16 protein-coding genes are annotated in these 21,774 nt (G+C 41.0%); 12 read left to right on the top strand and 4 right to left on the bottom strand.

Translation table 11 applies throughout. The features are described from left to right. Nucleotides 1-110 precede the first annotated feature (110 nt). A complete protein-coding gene (gene menC / locus D0T08_RS04365) occupies nt 111-1,199 on the top strand; it encodes an o-succinylbenzoate synthase (protein WP_116981346.1) in 1,089 nt (362 codons plus the stop codon). 170 nt (nt 1,200-1,369) lie between these two features. Here menC and D0T08_RS04370 read toward each other — a convergent pair whose 3' ends face one another. Beyond that, nucleotides 1,370-2,878, bottom strand: a complete 1,509-nt coding sequence (locus D0T08_RS04370; protein WP_116981347.1) for an McrB family protein — start codon at nt 2,876-2,878, stop codon at nt 1,370-1,372. Between the two features lie 427 nt (nt 2,879-3,305). On the opposite strand from D0T08_RS04370, the gene D0T08_RS04375 reads away from it, so the two are divergent. The 4 genes from D0T08_RS04375 to D0T08_RS04390 all read left to right on the top strand — a co-directional run bounded on the left by D0T08_RS04375 (nt 3,306) and on the right by D0T08_RS04390 (nt 10,410). Next, nucleotides 3,306-6,587, top strand: a complete 3,282-nt coding sequence (locus D0T08_RS04375; protein WP_116981348.1) for a SusC/RagA family TonB-linked outer membrane protein — start codon at nt 3,306-3,308, stop codon at nt 6,585-6,587. Nucleotides 6,588-6,616: 29 nt separating this feature from the next. Beyond that, nucleotides 6,617-8,296 carry a SusD/RagB family nutrient-binding outer membrane lipoprotein gene (locus D0T08_RS04380; protein ID WP_116981349.1) on the top strand — a complete coding sequence of 560 codons (1,680 nt, stop codon included), beginning with the start codon at nt 6,617-6,619 and terminating at the stop codon, nt 8,294-8,296. Nucleotides 8,297-8,350: 54 nt separating this feature from the next. Beyond that, entirely contained in the window at nt 8,351-9,067 is a 717-nt protein-coding gene (locus D0T08_RS04385; protein ID WP_116981350.1) for a hypothetical protein, read from the top strand. Nucleotides 9,068-9,174: 107 nt separating this feature from the next. After that, nucleotides 9,175-10,410 carry a hypothetical protein gene (locus D0T08_RS04390; RefSeq protein ID WP_116981351.1) on the top strand — a complete coding sequence of 412 codons (1,236 nt, stop codon included), beginning with the start codon at nt 9,175-9,177 and terminating at the stop codon, nt 10,408-10,410. Nucleotides 10,411-10,495: 85 nt separating this feature from the next. Here D0T08_RS04390 and D0T08_RS04395 read toward each other — a convergent pair whose 3' ends face one another. Both D0T08_RS04395 and D0T08_RS04400 read right to left on the bottom strand, forming a co-directional pair. Then, nucleotides 10,496-11,086, bottom strand: coding sequence for a redoxin domain-containing protein (locus D0T08_RS04395; RefSeq protein WP_116981352.1), 591 nt, complete (start codon nt 11,084-11,086; stop codon nt 10,496-10,498). A gap of 185 nt (nt 11,087-11,271) precedes the next feature. After that, complete coding sequence (locus tag D0T08_RS04400; RefSeq protein WP_116981353.1) at nt 11,272-12,591, bottom strand: alkaline phosphatase; 1,320 nt, start codon at nt 12,589-12,591, stop codon at nt 11,272-11,274. 77 nt (nt 12,592-12,668) lie between these two features. Here D0T08_RS04400 and D0T08_RS04405 point away from each other — a divergent pair, with 77 nt between their 5' ends. Beyond that, nucleotides 12,669-13,559, top strand: a complete 891-nt coding sequence (locus tag D0T08_RS04405; protein ID WP_116981354.1) for a diacylglycerol kinase family protein — start codon at nt 12,669-12,671, stop codon at nt 13,557-13,559. A gap of 146 nt (nt 13,560-13,705) precedes the next feature. On the opposite strand, the gene D0T08_RS04410 is transcribed toward D0T08_RS04405, so the two are convergent. Further along, the gene (locus D0T08_RS04410; RefSeq protein WP_147322706.1) at nt 13,706-14,083 is read right to left on the bottom strand and encodes a hypothetical protein; all 378 of its coding nucleotides are present in this window, start codon (nt 14,081-14,083) and stop codon (nt 13,706-13,708) included. Between the two features lie 191 nt (nt 14,084-14,274). Here D0T08_RS04410 and D0T08_RS04415 point away from each other — a divergent pair, with 191 nt between their 5' ends. The 6 genes from D0T08_RS04415 to D0T08_RS04440 all read left to right on the top strand — a co-directional run bounded on the left by D0T08_RS04415 (nt 14,275) and on the right by D0T08_RS04440 (nt 21,711). Then, complete coding sequence (locus D0T08_RS04415; RefSeq protein WP_116981356.1) at nt 14,275-14,751, top strand: (2Fe-2S)-binding protein; 477 nt, start codon at nt 14,275-14,277, stop codon at nt 14,749-14,751. Nucleotides 14,752-14,763: 12 nt separating this feature from the next. Then, nucleotides 14,764-15,411: a hypothetical protein gene (locus D0T08_RS04420; RefSeq protein WP_116981357.1), complete on the top strand. Its 648-nt coding sequence runs from the start codon at nt 14,764-14,766 to the stop codon at nt 15,409-15,411. A 34-nt stretch (nt 15,412-15,445) separates the two neighbouring features. Further along, entirely contained in the window at nt 15,446-17,593 is a 2,148-nt protein-coding gene (locus D0T08_RS04425) for a molybdopterin cofactor-binding domain-containing protein (protein WP_116981358.1), read from the top strand. A gap of 235 nt (nt 17,594-17,828) precedes the next feature. After that, the gene (locus D0T08_RS04430; protein ID WP_116981359.1) at nt 17,829-20,222 is read left to right on the top strand and encodes a TonB-dependent receptor; all 2,394 of its coding nucleotides are present in this window, start codon (nt 17,829-17,831) and stop codon (nt 20,220-20,222) included. A gap of 7 nt (nt 20,223-20,229) precedes the next feature. Continuing rightward, complete coding sequence (locus D0T08_RS04435) at nt 20,230-21,231, top strand: DUF4249 domain-containing protein (protein ID WP_116981360.1); 1,002 nt, start codon at nt 20,230-20,232, stop codon at nt 21,229-21,231. A gap of 87 nt (nt 21,232-21,318) precedes the next feature. Then, entirely contained in the window at nt 21,319-21,711 is a 393-nt protein-coding gene (locus D0T08_RS04440; RefSeq protein ID WP_116981361.1) for a DUF3127 domain-containing protein, read from the top strand. The last annotated feature ends 63 nt before the right edge of the window (nt 21,712-21,774 follow it).

A 21,774-nucleotide genomic window follows, 5' to 3' on the forward strand; every position in this document is an offset into this window, starting at 1 on the left:
CATTACATCAATTTTTTTATACTTTTTCGGTATAAAACAATACAAACTGGGTTATCTGTGACATAAAAAATAAAACTTTCTGTACTTTTGCAAACTTACGCATTTTTTCGATGGGGCTGAAAGCTAAATGGTTTAAACACTTATTGAAGTTCAAATTTGAAGCGGGGACGTCTCGTGGTGTTTATACCGAGAAAGAAACTTTTATTTTACACATATCTGATACCGCGAATCCCACGGTTTTCGGATTGGGTGAAATTGCCCCCCTGGCTGGTTTGAGTATTGATTATGTACCTGATTTCGAACAGGTATTGAATAACGTATGCGATACTTTCAACAGTCTTGATTTGGAGGTTTTTCCGTGGAATCTCAATATTATTCTCTCGCAATTAATTGATGATGCTTTTCCCTCTGTAAAATTCGGCTTTGAAACCGCTCTGCTCGATGTAATGAATGGAGGTAAAAGAATCATCTTTGAAAATGATTTTATTGATGGCCGAAAGACCATTCCTATTAATGGTCTAGTATGGATGGGGAGTAAAGAATTTATGGTGAATCAGGTAGAAGAAAAACTGGAAGCAGGATTCAATACCCTGAAACTTAAAATAGGTGCTATTAATTTTCAGGATGAGTTGAGTATTCTGGCATCTATCAGAGAAAGATTTTCGCCTGAGCAAATCAGTTTACGCGTAGATGCCAATGGGGCATTTGCTGTAGAAGAAGCCGGACAAAAATTAGCTGCTTTAAGCACTTATCAACTCCATAGTATAGAGCAACCGATTAAAGCTTACCAGACTGAGGCAATGGCTAGTCTGAGTGAAAAAAGTCCTGTACCGATTGCTTTAGATGAAGAACTGATTGGCGTGAGCGATTATGTGCAGAAAATGCAGTTGCTCAAAAAGATAAAACCTCAATATATTATATTGAAACCTACCCTATTGGGTGGTTTGCAACATTGCCGGGAATGGATTGAAATTGCTACCAGACTACAGATTGGCTGGTGGATTACTTCTGCCCTTGAATCGAATATAGGATTAAACGCCATTGCACAATTTACTGCCGAATACAAAAATCCTCTTCCGCAAGGCTTAGGTACTGGCGGATTATATCATAATAATATAGATGGCCCACTTACTGTTGAAAATGGTAGCCTAAGATATGATATTAAGAAAGCTTGGGATTTGAGTATTTTGAATTATTAGAGCAAAGACTTGTGTGGCACGCGTATACTCGTCCGAAAAAGCGCGTACCACGCATAAGCACTCCTACCAATTATGCCATTTTTTTTATTATTTGGATAAAATTTAAATTCATTCCCCAAAATATGCGTGACACGGCCTTTTGCGGACGAGTATAGCCGTGCCACACAGGCCTAAGAATAAATACTTTTCAATATCTCAGCATTTAACTCCTGATTAATTATATACCGATAAGTTTCGTCGTCATAATTATCCAGATTTTTGCCGAATACTTCTCTCGTTCTGATGGTTTCGCGCAGAATAATTTCCTGGCCTAAAATCAAACGTACTTTCTCCCAATCGTTATAGAAATACTCTTGTAACAAGGGAATAATTTTATTCAGGAATACCCGATGCAGTTCTTCTGCAGATTCTATTTCAAGAAAATAAGCGTGACCGATGGTATGATTACGGTCTAGCAAAAACTCTATACGTTGATTGAGTCTGGTCAGAAGTTTTTCTAAATCAATGCCCTGTATCTCTTTTAACAGATAAGGCTTGGGCATTAGCTCCTGAAATTCAAACCTTCGTCTCAGAGCCAGGTCTAATAAGGCAATTGAGCGATCGGTAGTGTTCATGGTACCCACAATATGTAGATTGGCAGGAACACCAAAACGCTCCTTTGAGTAAGGAAGCGTCAATGAGAGTTCGTTAGATGCTCCCAAGCGTTTATCATTCTCAATAAGGGTGATTAGTTCACCAAAAACTTTTGAGATATTTGCGCGGTTCAGTTCATCTATAATCAATACGTGGCTTTCAGCGTTTTTAAATTTCTTTTCCCGGTTTTCTTTCTTATCATCAATGCAAGCGGTAAAGCTATGGTATCCGGCCTTTTTCAAAGCTTCCAGGCAGGCTTTATAGAAAATACCTTTTACTACTTCATAATGCACCTGTCCGCCTTTGGTAACAGGTCTGAGACCCTCTATAAATTCTTCATAGCTATATGATTGATGAAAAGTAATGAACTGGGCATGAGTCTTCTGGGCAATCTGTTGGGCTTCAAAAGTTTTGCCTGTACCCGGAGGACCATAATAGACCAGATTAAGCGGAATATCCAGTTTTACTACATATGCTGGGTCATCTTCCTTTACCTCCACGAGGTGTTCATCCTGCGGTGAATATGGAGTATTCGGATTATCAATTTCCCAGAAAAGTTCGTTGCGCAAGTTTTCGTTTTCAGCAATCTCGTATATATAAGGATTATGGCGCTCTTTTCTGGCGCTTGATACAGCCATCGCTTTCAACTCTTCCAGACATTCCTGCCAGCCACTTCTGATTTTTGTATCATCGATCAAATGCTTCTGTTCAAAAGGAATATGTGCGTAAAAGTAATCAGGATTACTCAGCGGTGAAATTTCAATAGTTTCGTGTTTTGAGAATAACTGCTCATGACGTTTACAGAATATCATGTCAAACCACACCCCTTTTTTACGTCGGAAATCCAGAGCAATATAGTTATTTATATTGGCCGTAATTGCCTTGTCTTTTCGTATAGAAAAGGCTATCCGAGGGTCGTCTACTCCCAGGTTAGTCACCTCTATCAATTCTTGTAAAAGTACAAAAAATCGCAAAGAAGCCTCTTTATTATCTATTTCTTGTAGTTTTTTTATAAGCAATCCTTTGTTACCAGTCGGTGCATTCATTCTTTGTCTATATATTTTTTTCAATCATATCAACAATATTTTTTTTCGTCGCAACAAAATGACTTTTCATTTTTTATGAGTAGTACATATGTACTTGTACTTTAAAAAGAATATTCTTTTTAACCAAAAATAAGTAAAAATCACTAAACAAAGACCTTAAAAAAGCACAACAACATACGTATATCAATAATATCAGAATAATATTTGGAATTTTGACAAATCAATAAAATATATTAAAACTTTGCACTCTATTTATAAAATTAATGATTTAACAAAGTTTTTTATAAATTTTCTTGCATTTACTTTCTTTTAATCTAAAAAAAGTATAAGTTTATTTTATGATGTGAAAGAATAGTTATTTTATCCTTTTTGTAAAAATAGTTATTTCTGCCGCATCATGCGTTAATAAACCTAAACTAAACTGTTCATGAAAAAAACTCTACTTCTCAGTTTACTGGGGGTCTGGCTTGCTATTGCCGCTACTGCGCAAACAAGGAAGATTACCGGTAAAGTGACCTCATCCGACGATGGCTCTTCATTGCCCGGCGTTTCAGTTCAAGTAAAAGGTACCTCCAAAGGTACACAAACAGATGTAGATGGCAATTATTCTATTGAAGCCACTACAGGCGCTACCCTTGTTTTCAGTTTTGTTGGTATGAACACTCTCGAAGAAAAAGTGGGCAACCAATCTGTTATTAATGTTTCTTTAGGTGGCGATACCAAACAACTTTCAGAAGTTGTGGTAACGGCCATTGGTATTCAACGCGAAAAACGTGCTTTAGCGTATGCTGTATCAAATGTAAAGGCAGACGATTTACAACAACGCTCTGAGCCCGATGCCTTACGGGCGCTGAATGGTAAAGTACCAGGCGTAAACATCATTGCCGGTGGTGGTGCTCCAGGACAAGCCACTCGTATTACCATTAGGGGTAACAACTCATTCGCCGGAAACAACCAACCACTATTCGTAGTAGATGGTATTCCGTTTGATAACTCAGTAAATGCTACTGATGGTTTCAACCAGAATACGGTTACTTCTAACCGTGCTTATGACATCGACCCTAATAACGTTGAGTCGCTCACTGTATTAAAAGGTGCTGCGGCATCGGCGCTTTATGGTTCTCGGGCGGCTAATGGTGTAGTGGTTATTACCACAAAAGCCGGAAGTAAAAATGCTAAAAAAGGTTTAGAAATAACCTATGCATCTTCTTACTCAGTTGAAAAAATTTCTACTGTACCCGAATACCAGGATACTTATACACAGGGTTCAAACCAAACGTATAATGGTGGTTTTATTGGTAACTGGGGAACAGTATTCCCTTCAGAAGTAGACCGTGTAAATCAGGCCTTAGGCTTTGAACGTTACTCTAAGATTATTGATTCTAACTATCCTGCCGGACAGGTTCCTCACCCATTAGTTGGGGTAGCTTATGGGGCAGCACGTTATACTTCTGTATTCCCGAATTTGCTTGATGCCAATGGCAAACCGGTAGGTGTTGAATTGAAACCGCATGATATTATCGGGGGGTTCTTCCGTACAGGTAATGTATTTGAAAACAGCCTGAATATTTCTTCAACCGGTGATAAAACTACTATCAGTGCCGGGGCTTCATGCATGACCAACAAAGGGATTATCCCAAATTCAACAGCAAGCCGCACTACCCTCAACTTTGGAGGTAATGCGGTTCTGGCTAATAAAATCACAATGAGCGGTAATGTAAACTATGTAAATACTGACCAGCAATCGCCACAATCAGGAGCAGGTTATTATGCTGATTATGGTGGACTAGGCTTTGGCGGTTCAATTTACGGTCGTTTATTCTATCAGCCTCGTAACTACGATTTGAACGGATACCCATTCGAAAATCCGGTTGATGGCTCGAACGTATATTTCCGTGCTTTAGATAACCCGCTCTGGACAGCCAAATACAATTTATATAATAGTACTGTAAACCGTGTATTTGGTAATATGGCCTTGAATTATGATGTAACTCCATGGTTGAACCTGACGGCCAAAGGCGGGGTGAATACTTATAGCGAGGTGCGTCGTAATGTTTTTCGTCCGGGCGGGGTGAGTGTTCCGCTAGGTAATGTAAGCCGTCGTGATATTACTAATACCGAAATCGACTTTACTTTCCTTGCCACAGCTACCAAGGATATTGGTGAGAAACTGAATATGCGTTTGATGGTAGGTTATAATGCCAACCAACGTAGCAAGAATATCAGCTATGTGACGGGTAATACAGTTATTGACCCTAACCTGCCAATTGTGGGTGGTACCAATGCACAGTTTGCTTCTGAATATCGTGAGAAAAGAAGATTATATGGCTTCTTTGCTGAATATACTGCAGGATATAACAATATTTTGTTCCTGACGGCAACCATCCGTAACGACCACTCTTCTACTTTGCCGAAAGCCAACAACAGTTATCTATACCCGTCAGTAAGTGCTTCATTCGTGTTCTCTGAAGCATTAAAGATACCAACCAATGTATTAAGTTTTGGTAAACTACGTGCCAACTATGCTAAAGTAGGTAAAGATGCCGATCCATATCAGGTATACACTGCCTACAACTTAGGGGCTACTTATTATAATGCTACCCCTATTTCTTCAGAAAGTTTACCGACTACGCTTAACAATTCAGGCTTAAAACCGGAGTTTACATCAGAAGTAGAAGTTGGGGCCGAATTGCAATTCTTCAAAAATCGTATTGGTCTTGACATCGCTTATTTCGATCGTACTTCAACTGATTTAATTGTTACGGCTCGTATCCCTACCTCAACAGGTTTTGATTATAAAGCAACCAATGCCGGAAAAATCAAGAATAATGGTATTGAGATCGGTCTGAATCTGGTGCCTGTAAAACTTAGCAATGGCTTTACCTGGAATTCATTTGTGGCGTTTACCCGTCTACGTTCCGAAATAGTTGATGCTGGCCCAAGTGGTGAACTGTTCTTAGGTGGCACTGGTCTTTCTGCCACTGGTACTATGCACCGCAATGGTTACCCGTATGGTATGATTTATGGCTCGAAAAACTCTCGTAGCGATGATGACAAACTATTAATCAGCCCTATCAACGGATTACCGATTCTTAGTCCGACTTCTGACATCCTGGCTAATCCGGCTCCTAAGTTTACAGTAGGCTGGACAAACACTTTCACCTTTAAAGGTTTCACCCTGACAGCCCTGATGGATTACCGTCATGGAGGTAGCATGTTCTCGGCAACGGCGGCTTCTTTGTTGTTGAGAGGTCAGTTGAAAAACTCAGAAGACCGCGAAGGTATGCGTGTGATTCCGGGTATATTAGGAGATCCTCAGACCTATAAACCATTGCTAGACGAAGCAGGCAAACAAATCAGAAATACGATTCCGATGACGGCCTTTCAATATCATTTCTCTAGTGGTTACGGTGCTTATGGTGCCGATGAAACTAATATTTATGATATTACAACCATTCGTCTGCGTGAGGTTTCTTTAGGTTATGTGATTCCGAAATCTGCTTTGAAAAAAGTGCTTCCATTCTTTGGTAGCGCCAGAATCTCAGCCTCAGGTAGAAACCTTTGGTTCAAAGCGCCAAATATGCTTGAGGGCCTGAACTTCGACCCAGAAGTATTATCAAACTTTGCGGACTCGAACATTCAGGGTTTCGACTTAGGTGCTGCTCCTTCTACCCGTCGTTATGGAGTCAACCTTGCAGTAACATTCTAATTCAGGGAACTACCTAAACATCAGAAACAATGAAATTAAAACATATATCAAAACTAATACTGACTACCGGTATCGTCAGTGTAATTAGTGGCTGCGACCTGACGGATCTGGATATTAACCAGGATTTAAACCGTCCGTCGGTAGCTGCGGTAAAACTATTATTACCAACAGCAGAATCGGCTGCAGTAAATGCCATTACCTCGCTTTCTGAAAACTCGCTTGGGTTTGCAGGTTTGTTGAGCAGTTCGGATAATTATGATCTGAACAACCAGTCGTACAATGGCACTTGGAATAATTTTTATCGTGACATGAATAATGTGGAGGCGATTATTAATGCCAGTGCCAACAGCCCGCATTATTTAGGTATAGCACAAACCCTGAAAGCCCTGGCTATGGGAAACTTTGTAGATATGTTTGGTGATGCCCCCTATTCAGAAGCCTGGAAAGGCAACGCAGAAACAGCTGTTCTGACACCTAAATTTGACAAAGATTCAGAAATTTATGAGGCTTTAATCAAACTTTGTGATCAAGCGGTGGCTAATCTTTCAAAAACGAGCCCTGTATCAGTAGCAACTGAGGGTGGCGATTTTCTTTACAAAGGCAGCATTTCTAAATGGATTAAATTAGCTAAGACTGTTAAAATCAAATTATTGCTGACTGCCCGTAAAGGTCGCGCCAGTGGTAATGCGGACTTAAAGGCTGCCTTGGCCGCAGGTGGATACATTACTGATGCTGCCGATGATTTCATATACAGATTCAGCACGGCATCTGCCCCTGAAGGTCGTCATCCCTGGTTCCGTTCTGCTTATCTGGCAGATAACGGATTCTCTTACCCAAGCCATCAGTTAATGACTGAAATGCTTTTCAACAAAGACCCGCGTCTGGATTTTTATTTCTATCGCCAGACAGATAAAATTCTTGACCCATCGAACCCAACCGATAGAGGTACGATTCCTTATGGCGGTTCATACCTGGTATTGAAACCTGCTTTCTGGGAAAAATGGAATCAGGTATTTGGCAAACCTACTAAAGCTGACTCTATGTACGTGGCCGGATTTTTTGGCCGCGACAGAGGAGATAATACAGGGGTGCCGCAAGATGGTGCTCTACGTACTGCACCCGGTGCCTATCCTGCCGGAGGTTTATATGGTGGCCGAGGTATAGCAGCCAGAGCTCTGACAGGTGGTAGAGGTGCGGGCAATGGTATATGGCCTTTATTGACTAGCAATAACATCAAGTTCTATCAGATCGAGTCTATCTTAGATGGTGGCGGCGATGGCGATGCCAGAGCCATATTTGAAGCAGCTATCAAAGAGCATATCAAGCGTGTGGTTGATTTAGGTCTAAGCGTTGATGCAGCTAATGCCAAAGCTCCGGCGAGCGCTGATATTGACGCCTACGTCAATAGCCAACTCGCGCTATATGATGCGGCGCCATCAAACAATGCCAAATTGAATGTAGTAATGAAACAAATGTGGTTCTGTTCATGGGGACAAGGGATTGAAATCTGGAATGCGCTTCGTCGCACAGGTTATCCATCCAATATCAATAACCCTATTATCAAACCGGCACGCCAGTTTGCTTTGCGTTTACCTTATCCATCGCAGGAGGGTAGCCTGAACTCAAATGCAAATCCAAAACTCACTGAAGTTATTTTCGACAGAGACCCTGTGTTCTGGGATAAAGTTAAATTGAAATGGGAGTTTTAATCCGTGGTTTAAACAATTTAATTAATCTCAAAAAAAATTTAATTGCTCATAACAATGAAAAAAATATTAAGTCTATCAATCATAGTTTCTCTCCTGTTTGCATTCAGTGCCTGCCGGGACGAATCGTTGAATCCTCTGCCGGGCTGGGGTCCGGGGGTACATGCCTTTACCGTATTTGACGGCATCAATTTTAATGGAAACATTCTGGCAAGACCTCAGCCTTACGAGGTTGCCAATGCCAGAAACTTTTCAAAGGCCAGTCAGAACACCTCAAAGGTCGATTTAAAAACTCGTTGGGTATCATTAGACAACAAACTTACGGTAAGCAAAATCGAAATTTATGTTCGTATGCTGGAGTCTTATAATGACCCGGACGGTAACCCTAAAGTAGCTGATTTAAGCGGAAACGGTAAGGGTAAACTGATTTCTACTATTACTACTCCGGCAGCCAATCGTCAATGGAATACATTCAGTATTTCAGCGCAACAAGTATATGAAGCTTACAAAACTGCTACTGTTGCTTATGATAAAGTTAACAAAGTAAATGTGTTTAATAACCCGGCAAGACCCCGTCCGGCAGGTGCCTGGTTCAGACCTGCAGAAACAGCCGGATACGGCAGTGTTGGAGCTGATAGTTTTATAGTTACCTGGGTATTAACTACGAGCGATGGTCAGGTTTTCAATACATGGAATCCAGATTCTATCTGTGCTGACCCGACTCCGGTTTCTGAGGCTAACTCAAACTGTCAGTTGACTTTCACAGTCCGTTAGGTTTATAGTTTGTTTATTAGGATAAATACCCCATTCCTCTGTTCCCTTCCCCGGCTCGGGGGAGGATATGGATGGGGTTATTTTCCATCATATATAGTTTACTATTTATGCGGCAGCATTTGTTTATTCTTCTTCTTTTTTCTACTACTGCCGCTGTTGCTCAACCATCAAGCGAAGTAAATTTCTACGACCATATTGCCCCTATCATTCACAAAAACTGTACACCCTGCCACCAGCCCAATAAATCAGGGCCATTTAGTCTGATAACTTATGAAGACGTAAGCAAAAGAGGGAGGTTCATAGGAAAAGTTACACAGGCAAGATATATGCCCCCGTTTCCTGCCGACAGGAAGTTTCAATCGTATCTGAATGAAAGAGGCCTGACTGTGGGTGAAATAGCTACCATTCAACTCTGGATAGAAGGTGGAATGAGAGAAGGCACTAAAAAGCCGGAGCAAATAAATAAGCCCATTGCTTCATCCGATGAAGCTGCCCCAGATCTGGTTTTAAAAATGCAGACACCTTATGCTATTACAGGAGATAACAGCGAGGATTTTCGTTTTTTCAGCTTACCGACCCATTTACCCAATGACCAATATATCACTTCCATTGAGTTTTCAGCAGGTAATAAAAAATTAGTCCATCATAGCCGATTGATGGTAGATACCACCAATCTGATACGCGGCATTAATGGTCTGGCAGAGACCGACACAAAAGTAGTGGATTTTCAGAAAATAGCTTTGAAAGAAGAGTTTTTGTATGGTTGGGTACCCGGTAACGACCGTATCCATTTCCCTCAAGGTACGGGAGTAAAACTCAATGCCAATGCCGATTTTATTCTCAATATGCATTATGCGCCCTCGCCTGTGGCAAGCACAGACCAATCTGAAATAAAGCTGTATTTTGCTAAAAATCAGATTGAAAGAGAAGTGAAGAATTTTACTTTACGCGAAAACGATATTTCAAACAAACCTTTTATCATTAAAGCAGGAGAAAAACCAACTTTCTACATTTCTAAGAAAATAGATAAAACTGTTTTCTTAATCTCAGTGCTTCCGCACATGCACCTGATTGGTAAGAGTTTCAGGGCATTTGTTATTACTCCTACTGGCGAAGTGGTCAATCTGGTAAAAATCGATAATTGGGATTTTAACTGGCAGATGACTTATCAGTTCAAAAATCTGCTCAAAATACCTGCGGGCTCTACCTTCATTGTAGAAGCAAATTACGATAATTCAGCCAATAACCCCGAAAACCCTTTCGACCCACCCAAAGATATTAACTATGGTTGGGGCACTACCGATGAAATGTTGAATCTGGTGGTATATTATGTGGAGGATTGAGTGATTGAGTGATTGAGTGATTGAGTGATTGCTGATGCCAGACAGTTGAATCAGATAGTTTTATTCACTCAATCACTAAATTCTTCTACAGCGCGCACCCAATCGGCTCACGGTATTTATTCTTCACATTTTCTCCTTTTAATAAGTCCTCAATTGCCTCTATCAGATAATTTTCTGTGGCCTGGGCCCTGCTTTTGCCAAGACTATAAAACCAGTTGTCAATAGCACCATGATAAATCGTTTGGTTTTGGCTATTGAGTAGAAATACTTCAGGTGTTACCCTACCTTTCAATTGGCTAAGCAATTTTCTTTGATTATCGAAATAAATGGGTAAGTCAAACTGATATTCTGTTTTGAAAGATTTAAATGCTGCTTTATCGATATTTTTATGGGGATAAATCATATATACTTTAATACCCTCCGAGCTATACTTTTGATTGATTTCTTTGAGAAGCTTAGTGTATTTCTGGCAGATGGGGCATTCAATATCAAAAAAAATGATTACTGAGGCTTTATTTTGGTTGAGGTCTGAGAAATTGAATTTATGGTCAGTATCGCTTTTTAGTTTTTGTGCTGAAATGGTTAGGAAAGTGAAAGCGTACAACAGGAAAGTAATCAGAGACTTATATAGTCTCCTGTTTGAATATTCCCGGCTTAAAGGGTTTAATAGGGACATAATCCAAATATTAGATTATATCCCGTAGGGATGTTATATAGGTAGAAAAAATACAGAAAATGAAATTCATATCCCGTAGGGATAATATATTAATTAATATACCGTCCCTACGGGACTTAAATTCAAAAGAATTAACCTTATTCTACCGATATATCACCCCTACGGGGTTAATTTCAAACAAAACTCTATTTCAATTCACTAGACTTAATCTCTTTCGTCCACAATTCTTTGCCATCTTTGTCTAAGACATTGATTTTCAAGACCCTGCTGGTACGTGGACCGGATATTTCTAGTAAACCGTAGTTATGCTTGGTTACTGATGTTCCCTCTACATAAGGTGCATTTGCTTCTTCTTTCACTGGCTTCGATGGGCCTGAAGTTAAGGCCGAGATTGTTAAATCATATAAAGGGTATGCACCCGGACGGTCTACTTTGCAAAGTGATGTCCAGTGGCGGTCGCCACTGATGAATATAACACCTGGAATCTTCTCTTTGGTAATCAGGTCGAATAACTGGTTGCGTTCTTCTTCATAATTGGCAAAGTTTTCAAAAATCTTCGACGGATTACCCACTTGTCCACCTACGATCACAAATTTAAACGGCGCATTCGAGAATTTAAGGGCATCTACTAACCATTGTATCTGTTTTTGTCCGAAATACTCTCTGCTGCCTGTGGTGCGCTCGTTTGGCGTTCGCCACCAACGGTCGTCCATTAGAAAGAACTGACAATCTGACCATTGGAAAGAACCCGTTACTCCCTCATCTTTAAATGTATAATTCAGATTACCCCAGAAAAGCTTAAAGGCGTCAAGCGTTTGTTTTTTGCTCACAAAGCCTCTGTCGGCATCATTCGGGCCAAAATCGTGATCATCCCAGATGGCATAATTGTGGATACTGCCCAAAAGTGGTTGCATTTCAGGCAATGAACGCGTGTGTGTATAACGTTTCTGGATACCTGTTCTGGTGTTCCAGTCAACCTCCCTTAGATAGATATTATCGCCACTCCAAAGCATAAAATCAGGCTTTGATTGATATATGCTTGTGAAGATTTCGTATTCAGAGCCATATGGCGTACCCGGACGATCGAAACCCTCTTCATTGATATAGGCACAACTACCTACGGCAAACTTAAAGGCAGGCGGGTCGGTACGGTACTGCCAGAGTGTTTGTGTCTGGAATTCCAATGGATATTTGATAGCCACTTTCTTTTTATCGACCCAGACTTCGTAGTTGTATTTTTTACCCGGTAACACTTCGTCGGCTACCAGTTTTGCTACAAAGGCATCGGCTTTGGTGGTTTTTATTTCTTCTGTTGAGAATTTAACAGCTGGTTTTTCTTTATCCCAATAAATAAACTTAACCGAGGCTTCTTTTTTGGTTTGTACCCAAAGCATTACTTCCCGCATTTCAGAATACCCTAGCATAGGGCCTGACTGTATCTGTGCCGAAAGCGACAAAACGCTAATTAAGAGGATGAGTGTTAGTAGATGTAATTTTTTTATCATAATATTAGGGAGTGATATTCATTAGTATCGACAAATTTAACCTATTCTGAACAAACCTTGTATTAAACTTCTGTAAAATGCCTAAAAAACTTCTTTTGCTTGTGAATCCCTATTCGGGTTCGGGCAAAAGCCTTGCTGCTTGTGAATATCTCAAAAGAAATGTAAAGGGCTACGAATTTAATACCCTTGTGAGCCAGTATAAAGGGCATTTTGTTGATTTCCTGCAAAAAGAAGATCTAACCCAATATGAGAAAATTATCATATTTGGCGGAGATGGCACCATGCATGAGGTAACTAACGGTATTGCCGGAAAAATCGATACTCCTCCCCTCCTGCTATTTCCATGCGGTGGTGGGAAAGCGTTGAATCATGATATTAATAATCTGACCTGGGAAAGTTCATTACAGAAATTTCATCAAAACAATACCAAACAGATTGATATTTTCAAAGTACAATTTCCCAAAAACCAAGCTACCGAAAAAATGGTTTATGGATTCAATATTATTGGTTGGGGATTAGTATCAAATATTAATCTGACGTCAGAGAAACTACGTTGGTTGGGTGGTTTGCGGTATAGTGTAGCTGCAGTTATTCATATTTTCAAGAATCCCCGTTTTAAGGGAAAAGTGACAGTTGATAATGAGGTATTTACAGGTGATTTCTGCTTTGTACTGGCCTGCAATACGCAACACACAGGTAAAGCTATGAAAATAGCTCCTCTGGCTGCACTGGATGATGGGCTGTTGGATATTCTGGTGATTAAACACGTGCCTTTCTTTCATCTCCTACGCTTATTCCCTTTAATTTTCTCAGGCAAACATATTCATTCACCTTTAGTGATTTATAAAAAAGCGAGGAAATTCAGCATTGATGCTGAGCCTATGACATTGGTGATTGATGGGGAGGTAAAGGGCGAAACACCTTTGTGGGCAGAGGTTTTGGGGAATAAGGTTAATATGATTGTTTAATATCCGGGCCTGCGTAGCACGCATAGGCGCTGAGGGAGCTTTCTGTAAGTATTTTAGTACTGTGGTGTATCTAGGCCAAAGATAAGCATGCCACCCGTGCAACGGCCAGACCTTTTGCTTGCGAATATAGGCGTACCATGCTGGCTTTACTCTCCGGTTATAATCAATCCCACAATATCTAGTTTCCCATCTTTATTGGCTAGTATATAGTAGTTGGTTTCGCTGGATACTTTTTTGCCTGACTGGCCATAATTGTCCCATTTCACTTTGCAGAGATAAACGGTTTCGGAGACTTTATCTTCTAATAAAATAGTGGATTCTGCTTTGTTAATATCCTGCGAAGCATATTGTTTCAAACCCTGCTTCCAGAAATCTACTACTTCTTCATCTTTAGTAACTGTTATCACCCCCTGGTCTGAATAAACGGCCATGGGTGCACGATAATAATCTGCAATGTTTTCGGCTGAGAAAGACATTAATGCGGCGGCATAGTCTTTAAAAAAGTACTGTGTTGTATGTGGCATGGCTTGTTATATTTTGCGGTAAGCATAAGTTTTTTTCCTGATAAAATTCTTTCAGAAATAACCCTAAAAAACTGTGCCACAGCTAGTTACACACTCAATCGCCTCTTATTAAAGGCTGGCATACATTTTTTGGTAGAAATTATTAAGGTAAATCTTATTTACTCCTCATCTCCATCTTTACAACACGATTTATGGCTAACATCACTTTAAACATCAATAATAAGGAGTATCAACTGGATGCTGACCCACAGATGCCGCTTCTTTGGGCTATCAGAGACATGGCTGGCCTGAAAGGCACTAAATATGGTTGCGGAGTTGCCCAATGCGGTGCATGCGTAGTGCATATGGATGGCGAAGCTGTTAGGTCTTGCGTTACCCGGCTCAGTCGTGCAGAGGGCAAGAAGGTAGTAACCATTGAAGGACTCTCAGAAACCAATAATCATCCGGTGCAACAAGCCTGGCAACAGGTAGATGTGCCGCAATGCGGCTATTGCCATTCCGGGCAGATTATGTCAGCGGCGGTGTTGCTTCGGGAAAATCCGAATCCGAGTGATCAGGATATTGATGATGCCATGGCAGGAAATATCTGCCGTTGTGGTACTTATCTGCGTATTCGTAAAGCCATTCATCTGGCGGCCGAAATGCAACAAAAAACAGCCAAAGGATAAAACCCCTATGCCATGAAACCACACAACACAACGAAGCCTTCCCGCTATTTTCCCACAAAGACGGTTTTTGCCTTATCTGCTATGCTATTTATTACGGCAGCAGTCGCTTCTGCTTTTAGAAATAAAGAAGAAGGCCCAGTTGGCAAAATTATCATCAATAAAGATAGTATTGAGTCAGTTAAGGCATTTGCGAGTGTCTATAAAGTGCTGATGAGTCCGCGGTGTATGAATTGCCATCCAGCAGGAGATGTCCCACTACAAGGAGAAGACAGCCATTTGCATACGATGATGCCCAAGCGAGGCAAAGATGGCACGGGTGTATCTGCCATGAAATGTGCTAATTGCCATCAGGAAACCAATACGCCGGGGCTACACACACCGCCGGGGAATCCTAAATGGCACTTGCCACCTGCTGATATGAAAATGGTTTTTCAGGGGAAAACGCCTCATGAACTGGCTAAGCAGTTGATAGATCCCAATCAGAATGGGCATAAGAATATGGAGCAGTTGATTGAGCATGCCTCTGATACGTTGGTGCTTGCCGGATGGAATCCGGGTGAGGGAAGGAAACTTCCTCCTTTAAGCCACAAAGAATTTAAAAAAGCATGGATTACCTGGCTTACCAAAGGTGCATATGCACCTGCCCCTAAGCCGCAGTAATCTGCTATTTTATCCACACCCTTATCATACTAAGATGTCATTATCAAGAAGAAATTTCTTAAAAGTATCCGGGCTTACCGGAACAATGCTCGCACTGGGTTATTACTGGAAAGCCGATGCCAAAGATGCCGAAATCATCAAAGCTACTGACGCCGAAGACTTTGGCGTTGAGCTCAATGCCTGGGTGCATATCAACACCTCCGGTAAAGTAACTATTTTCAGCCATCGTGCTGAAATGGGGCAAGGAGTGTATCAGGCTATTCCACAGATTGTAGCCGAAGAACTGGAGGTAAACCTGAATGAAGTCAATGTAGTTTTTGCCAAAGGCGATAATAAAAAATACGGTAGTCAGATAACCGGAGGTAGTTCTACCGTACGCACAGCTTATAAAAATCTATTGAATCTTGGCGCTACTGCCCGCGAAATGCTTATACAGGCCGCTGCCAACAAATGGAATGCACCGAAAACTGATTGCTATGCCGAGGGCGGGCATGTGTATCATCGTCCGTCAAAAAAGAAATTGCATTATGGAGAATTGGTTGTGGAGGCTGCCAAACTGGAAATGCCTAAAAATGTAGTACTCAAAAAACGTTCGGAATATAAGCTGATTGGAAAGCCACTACCTCGGCTGGATACCTGGATGAAAACTAATGGTACGGCAGTATTTGGTATGGATAAGGAGATTCCGAACATGTTATATGCCGCTGTTGAGCGTAATCCACGATTGAGGGGAAAGGTGAAGAGTTTTGATGATAGTGCTACCCGGAGAATACCTGGTGTAAAAGATGTCGTGAAAGTGAAAATGGGTGTATTCAGCACTTATCGTGAGGGGGTGGCTGTGGTAGCAGATTCCACTTGGGCAGCTATGCAGGGTAAGAAAGCACTTAAAGTCGTGTGGGACGATAGTGGTTTTGAGCATTTAAGCACTGATGTCATCTACAAACGCATGAGTGAAGCCCTGAAAACTAAAGAAGGATTATCATTCAAAAAACAGGGTGACCCGAACATTATCCTGAAATATGCGCAGAAAAAGCTTGACGTGGTTTATGAAACGCCTTACCAGTACCATGCCTGTATGGAGCCGTTGAACTGTATTGCACATTATCAGGGCGATAAACTGGAAATATGGGGACCAATACAAGCACCTGACTGGGTACAGGACTTTATCAGCAAGGAGATGAATATCCCAAGAGAAAAAGTGATTGTGAATATGACTTTTCTGGGTGGTGGCTTTGGTCGCAAAGCATTCATGGATTATCCACATGAAGCAGCCGAGATTTCGAAAGCCATTAATGCACCAGTGCAGGTAGTCTGGAGCAGAGAAGATGATGCCACACAAGGGCCCTATCGCCCGGGAATGATGTATCGGTGTGAAGGTGTGGTTAAAAACGGAGAGATTGATGCCTTTAAAGTGAGACTGGCCGGACAAAATAATGACCATTGGCGAAGCGGCAAAAAAGGTGAACCGAATCGTAGTGCTTCTGAAGGGTTTCTGAAACCCTATTATGAGACCATCAAAAACCTGAGCATCAGCGATGTGCCTTTCGAAACACCGATTCCGACTATGTGGTGGCGGTCAGTATATGCCTCAACCAATGGTTTTGCCTATGAGAGTTTTATAGACGAATTAGCTATAGAAGCAGGCAAAGACCCAATGGAATTCAGAAGAATGTATCTGAAAGACGAACGGGTGCAAAAGCTTATCGACAAAATGGAAGAGGTATCGGGCTGGAAAAGCAGAAAGCAAAATGAGGGTTATGGAATGGCCATTACGGAATGTTTTGAAAGTACCGTTGGTCAGGTAGTAAAAGTATCCAGAAACGCAGATGGCAAAGTAAAAATAGACCATCTATGGGCCGTGATGGACTGCGGATGGTATGTAAACCCCGATACCATTCAGGCACAGGTAGAAGGTTCTATTGTGATGGGCATCGGAGCGGCGACTATTCATCAGGTAACATTTAAAGATGGCAAGGCCGTTGATAACAATTTCAGCACCTATCAGATGCCACGCATCAATGACATTCCGCCGATTGATGTATATGTGATGGATAATGAAGAACAAGCAGGGGGTGTGGGCGAACCGGGCTTACCGCCATTGGCTCCGGCATTAACCAATGCTATTTATGATTTAACAGGCAAGCGCATCCGTAAATTGCCATTTAATTTGGCAGAGGTGTAGCGTATCTAATCCTTTTTGGCTGACCTGTACATATAGATAAATTTTCAGACTTATCCTCGAAATATCATTCATTGAATGGCATAGATCATTGGAGACGCAGTTCCTGCGTCTCTAAAGAATGGTTTAATATTTTATTTATGAATAGATTATCATACATACTATAATCATTCATAAACTCAATAATCCCTCCCAAAGCACGTTATTCATAAGAGTCAATACTTGCGAAAGCGCTTTTATGAATAGATTATTTACTTTTTTCTTCCTCTTTGTCACCCTTACCACTTTTGCGCAGAATCGCTTCACTGTAAGTGGATACATCCGTGAAAAAGGCAGTCAGGAATTATTAATCGGGGTGAATGTTTATCTGCCTAATTCCTCCATAGCCACCACTTCTAATACTTATGGTTTTTATTCTTTAACTATTCCGGCACAGGATTCTGTCACGCTTATTTATTCTTTTGTGGGGTATCAGCGCATTGAACGAAGAATCAGTTTACAAAAAAATCAGGAAATCAATATTGATTTAGAGCCGGCTATGCAATTGCAGGAGGTGGTAGTATCTGCCAAAAGACAGGAGGATAAAGTCAGTGAAACGGTACAAATGAGTACGATAGACCTGCCGGTCAATCAGATAAAAAAAATTCCGGCTTTTCTCGGTGAAAAAGATGTATTGAAAGTGCTTCAATTGATGCCCGGTGTGCAGAAAGGCTCTGAAGGCCAATCAGGAATCTATGTGCGAGGTGGTGGTGCCGACCAGAACCTGATTATTCTGGATGATGCTATTGTCTATAATGCCAACCACCTCTTTGGTTTCTTTTCCACTTTTAACGGCGATGCCCTAAAAAGCGTAGAACTTACCAAAGGAGGTTTTCCGGCCCGTTATGGTGGTCGGTTATCGTCGGTGATAGACCTCAATATGAAAGAGGGTAATAAAGAAAAACTACATGGCGAGGGAGGCATAGGGCTTATTTCGTCAAGGCTTACCCTCGAAGGCCCTATCAAAAAAGGTAAATCTTCCTTTCTGGTTTCTGGTCGACGAACGTATCTTGATGTGATTGCCCGACCATTCATTAAAGCCCAAGCAACTGGCGATAGCAGAGATAATGGAGGATATTATTTCTATGACCTCAATGCCAAACTGAATTATGATTTTGGCAGAAAAGATAAGGTTTATCTGAGTGGCTATTTCGGACAAGATCGTTTCTATGTCGAATCAGAAAACAGTACTGAAAGCAATGAATCGAACCTTAACTGGGGAAATATTACTGCTACAGCTCGTTGGAACCATCTGTTTAACGAGAAACTCTTTGCCAATACCTCTTTTATCCTGAGTCGCTACCAGTTTGGTATCGGTAGTTTTTTCAGAGATAAGGTGCAATCTACAGAAGATTTTACGCTGAAATACAATTCAAGAATCAACGATATTGGTATTAAAAGCGATTTTGATTATTTCCCCGACCACAGGCATTCTATTCGCATAGGGATAGCGGCTACACGCCATCGTTTTATACCGTCAGCCATCGTTTTGAAAAGCAGCGATGCAAACTTAGACCGCGAAGCCAATCCGATTGATGTCTTGGAATCTGGCATTTATGGGGAAGACACCTGGAAAGTGACTGATAAATTCAAGATGAATCTGGGTTTGCGGTTGAGTTATTTTCTGGCGCAAAAACGCAATTACGTTCGTCCCGAACCAAGATTTTCTGCCGCTTTGAAACTGGCAGAGAATCTTTCAGCCAAAGCTTCTTATGCCGAAATGAATCAGTTTGTACACCTGCTCTCAAACACGGGCATCGGTCTACCTACTGATTTATGGGTGCCTACCACTAAAAAAGTAGCCCCTCAAAATTCAAAACAGGTAGCCGCAGGATTAGCCAAAGATTTCCCAAATCAGGATTTAACCTTGACCGTAGAGGGTTATTATAAAGTAATGAATAATATATTGGCGTATAAAGAAGGCTCAACATTTCTGAATCTGGATGGCTTGGGTGCACAGGAAGTAAGTTGGGAAGACAATGTAACGGCGGGAAAAGGTTGGTCTTATGGTGGAGAGGTACTATTACAAAGAAAAGTAGGGCGTTTTTCGGGTTGGGTAGGCTATACACTTTCGTGGACACAATGGCAGTTTGCTGAGCTTAATGCAGGAAAGAAATTCTTCCCAAAATATGACCGTCGACACGATATTTCTGTGGTGGGTATTTATGAATTAAGTCCTCGAATTACGCTTTCGGGTACATGGGTTTATGGTACTGGCAATGCCCTTACATTGCCTATATCAAGCTATCAGGCTTATGTAGACAGGTTTAACAGTTCAAGAAGAAATCCGACTTTTGTGGATAGAGTGCAATGGAGTAGCCAGAATGTAAATGAATATGGTGAGAAGAACTCTTTCAGAGCCGAAGCTTATCATCGCCTGGATTTTGGTATACAGTTTCATAAAAAACTCAAACGCCACGAACGCACCTGGGAATTCAGCCTTTATAATGCCTACAATCGTAGAAATCCTTTCTTTTATGATATAGTTTCAGAAACTACTACAACCGGGACATCTACTGAATCTAAAAATGTCTTGAAGAAGTATTCTTTATTCCCGATTGTGCCGGCTTTTTCCTACAACTTTAAATTCTGATTCAGTCATGAGATATATTATTCAAATATTGGTTTTAGCAGGTCTGATTGGAAGTTTATCCTCATGCGAAAGTCTGATTACAACAGTTCCTGAAAGCAAGCTGCCGAAAGAGACCGAAAAAGTGGTTGTACACGCATATATATCCCCACAAGATAGTATTATTATAGTAAAAGTGGGAATTTCTACTCCTTTGCTGGGTGTAATCAATGGCAATGAAGGTAGTTATAGTGTAGTGGGGCAGGACACAATTTTCTACGCAGGTGGCAATGTCGAAAATGCCATTGTTGTGCTGTCAAACAGCAAAAAGCAATCGGTTGAGATTCCTTATTATAAACCTGAAATGCTTTATAAAATTGATGCTCATCAATTTCCGATTGAAGCGGGTGAAACTTATACGCTCAATGTTGAAACACCCATTGGGAAAGTGGAGGCGACCTGTACCGTACCTAAAGAAAACACGATTGCCACTAATTATAAAATCGATACGCTTACAGATAATATCAATGGTATATTCACCAAGCTTTTCAGAATCAATTTTGACTGGAAAGACATAGCCGGGCAAGCCAATTATTATACCACCAAAACCACATTGACCACGCCCATGCGTTTGCATAGAGGTAGCAGTGAATATCCGCCAAACTACATTGTCAGAACCATTAAATACTATGGGTATTGGAATGAAGACAATGGGCAACAGATTTATCAGACCGACATGAGTCGAGACGGTAAGGTGATTTCTTCGCCTATTGGAATGGTGCAATTGGGTATGGATGTAGCCTATAGTAATGGAGAAAGATATAATGCCTATTTTGCCGGAGAAAAAAGTACTATCACGCTCGAAGTGCTGAATACCGACAAAAACTACTACGATTATCACAGGGCAGTGCGAATTAATAACAGACAGGATGGCAATCCGTTTGTAGAACCTGTGCCAATACCTACCAATATCAAAAACGGTCTGGGCTGTTTTGCTGCTTCTAATAAATCAATATTGACGGTTGTTTTCTGATTTACGCTGTTTTTGACAAACTCAGGTTTTATTTATTGCTTGTTGCTTTGTATCTTTGCGCCCTTATTATATAATATTTTTAATCAAATGGAAATCACAGGTAGAATTATACAGTTATTGCCTCTACAAACAGGTCAGGGTAAAAATGGTGTTTGGAAAAAACAGGATTTTGTTATTGAAACCGATGGACAATACCCTAAAAAAGTGTGTATCTCGGCATGGGGAGATAAGGTAAGTGAAAATGTGCTGGTTGTAGGCAAAGAAGTAACTGTATCTTTCGATATTGAAAGCCGCGAGTTTAACGGACGTTGGTACACCGATGTACGCGCCTGGAAAGTAGAAGAAGGTGGCGGCAGTGCTCCTGTAGAACCATATTATGCAGCGGCTGGCCAACAAAATAGTGCTCCAGCAACTAATAAAACCACAGCCCCTGAGTTTTTGATTTCAGCTGAAGACAGCAAGGATGATTTGCCGTTTTAATCGGAATAAAATATTTAAGTATTTCGAGAAACACAGAGATTTTTTGGTCTCTGTGTTTCTTTG

It is taken from the genome of Emticicia sp. C21, assembly GCF_003418935.1.
Taxonomy (GTDB): Bacteria; Bacteroidota; Bacteroidia; order Cytophagales; family Spirosomataceae; genus Emticicia.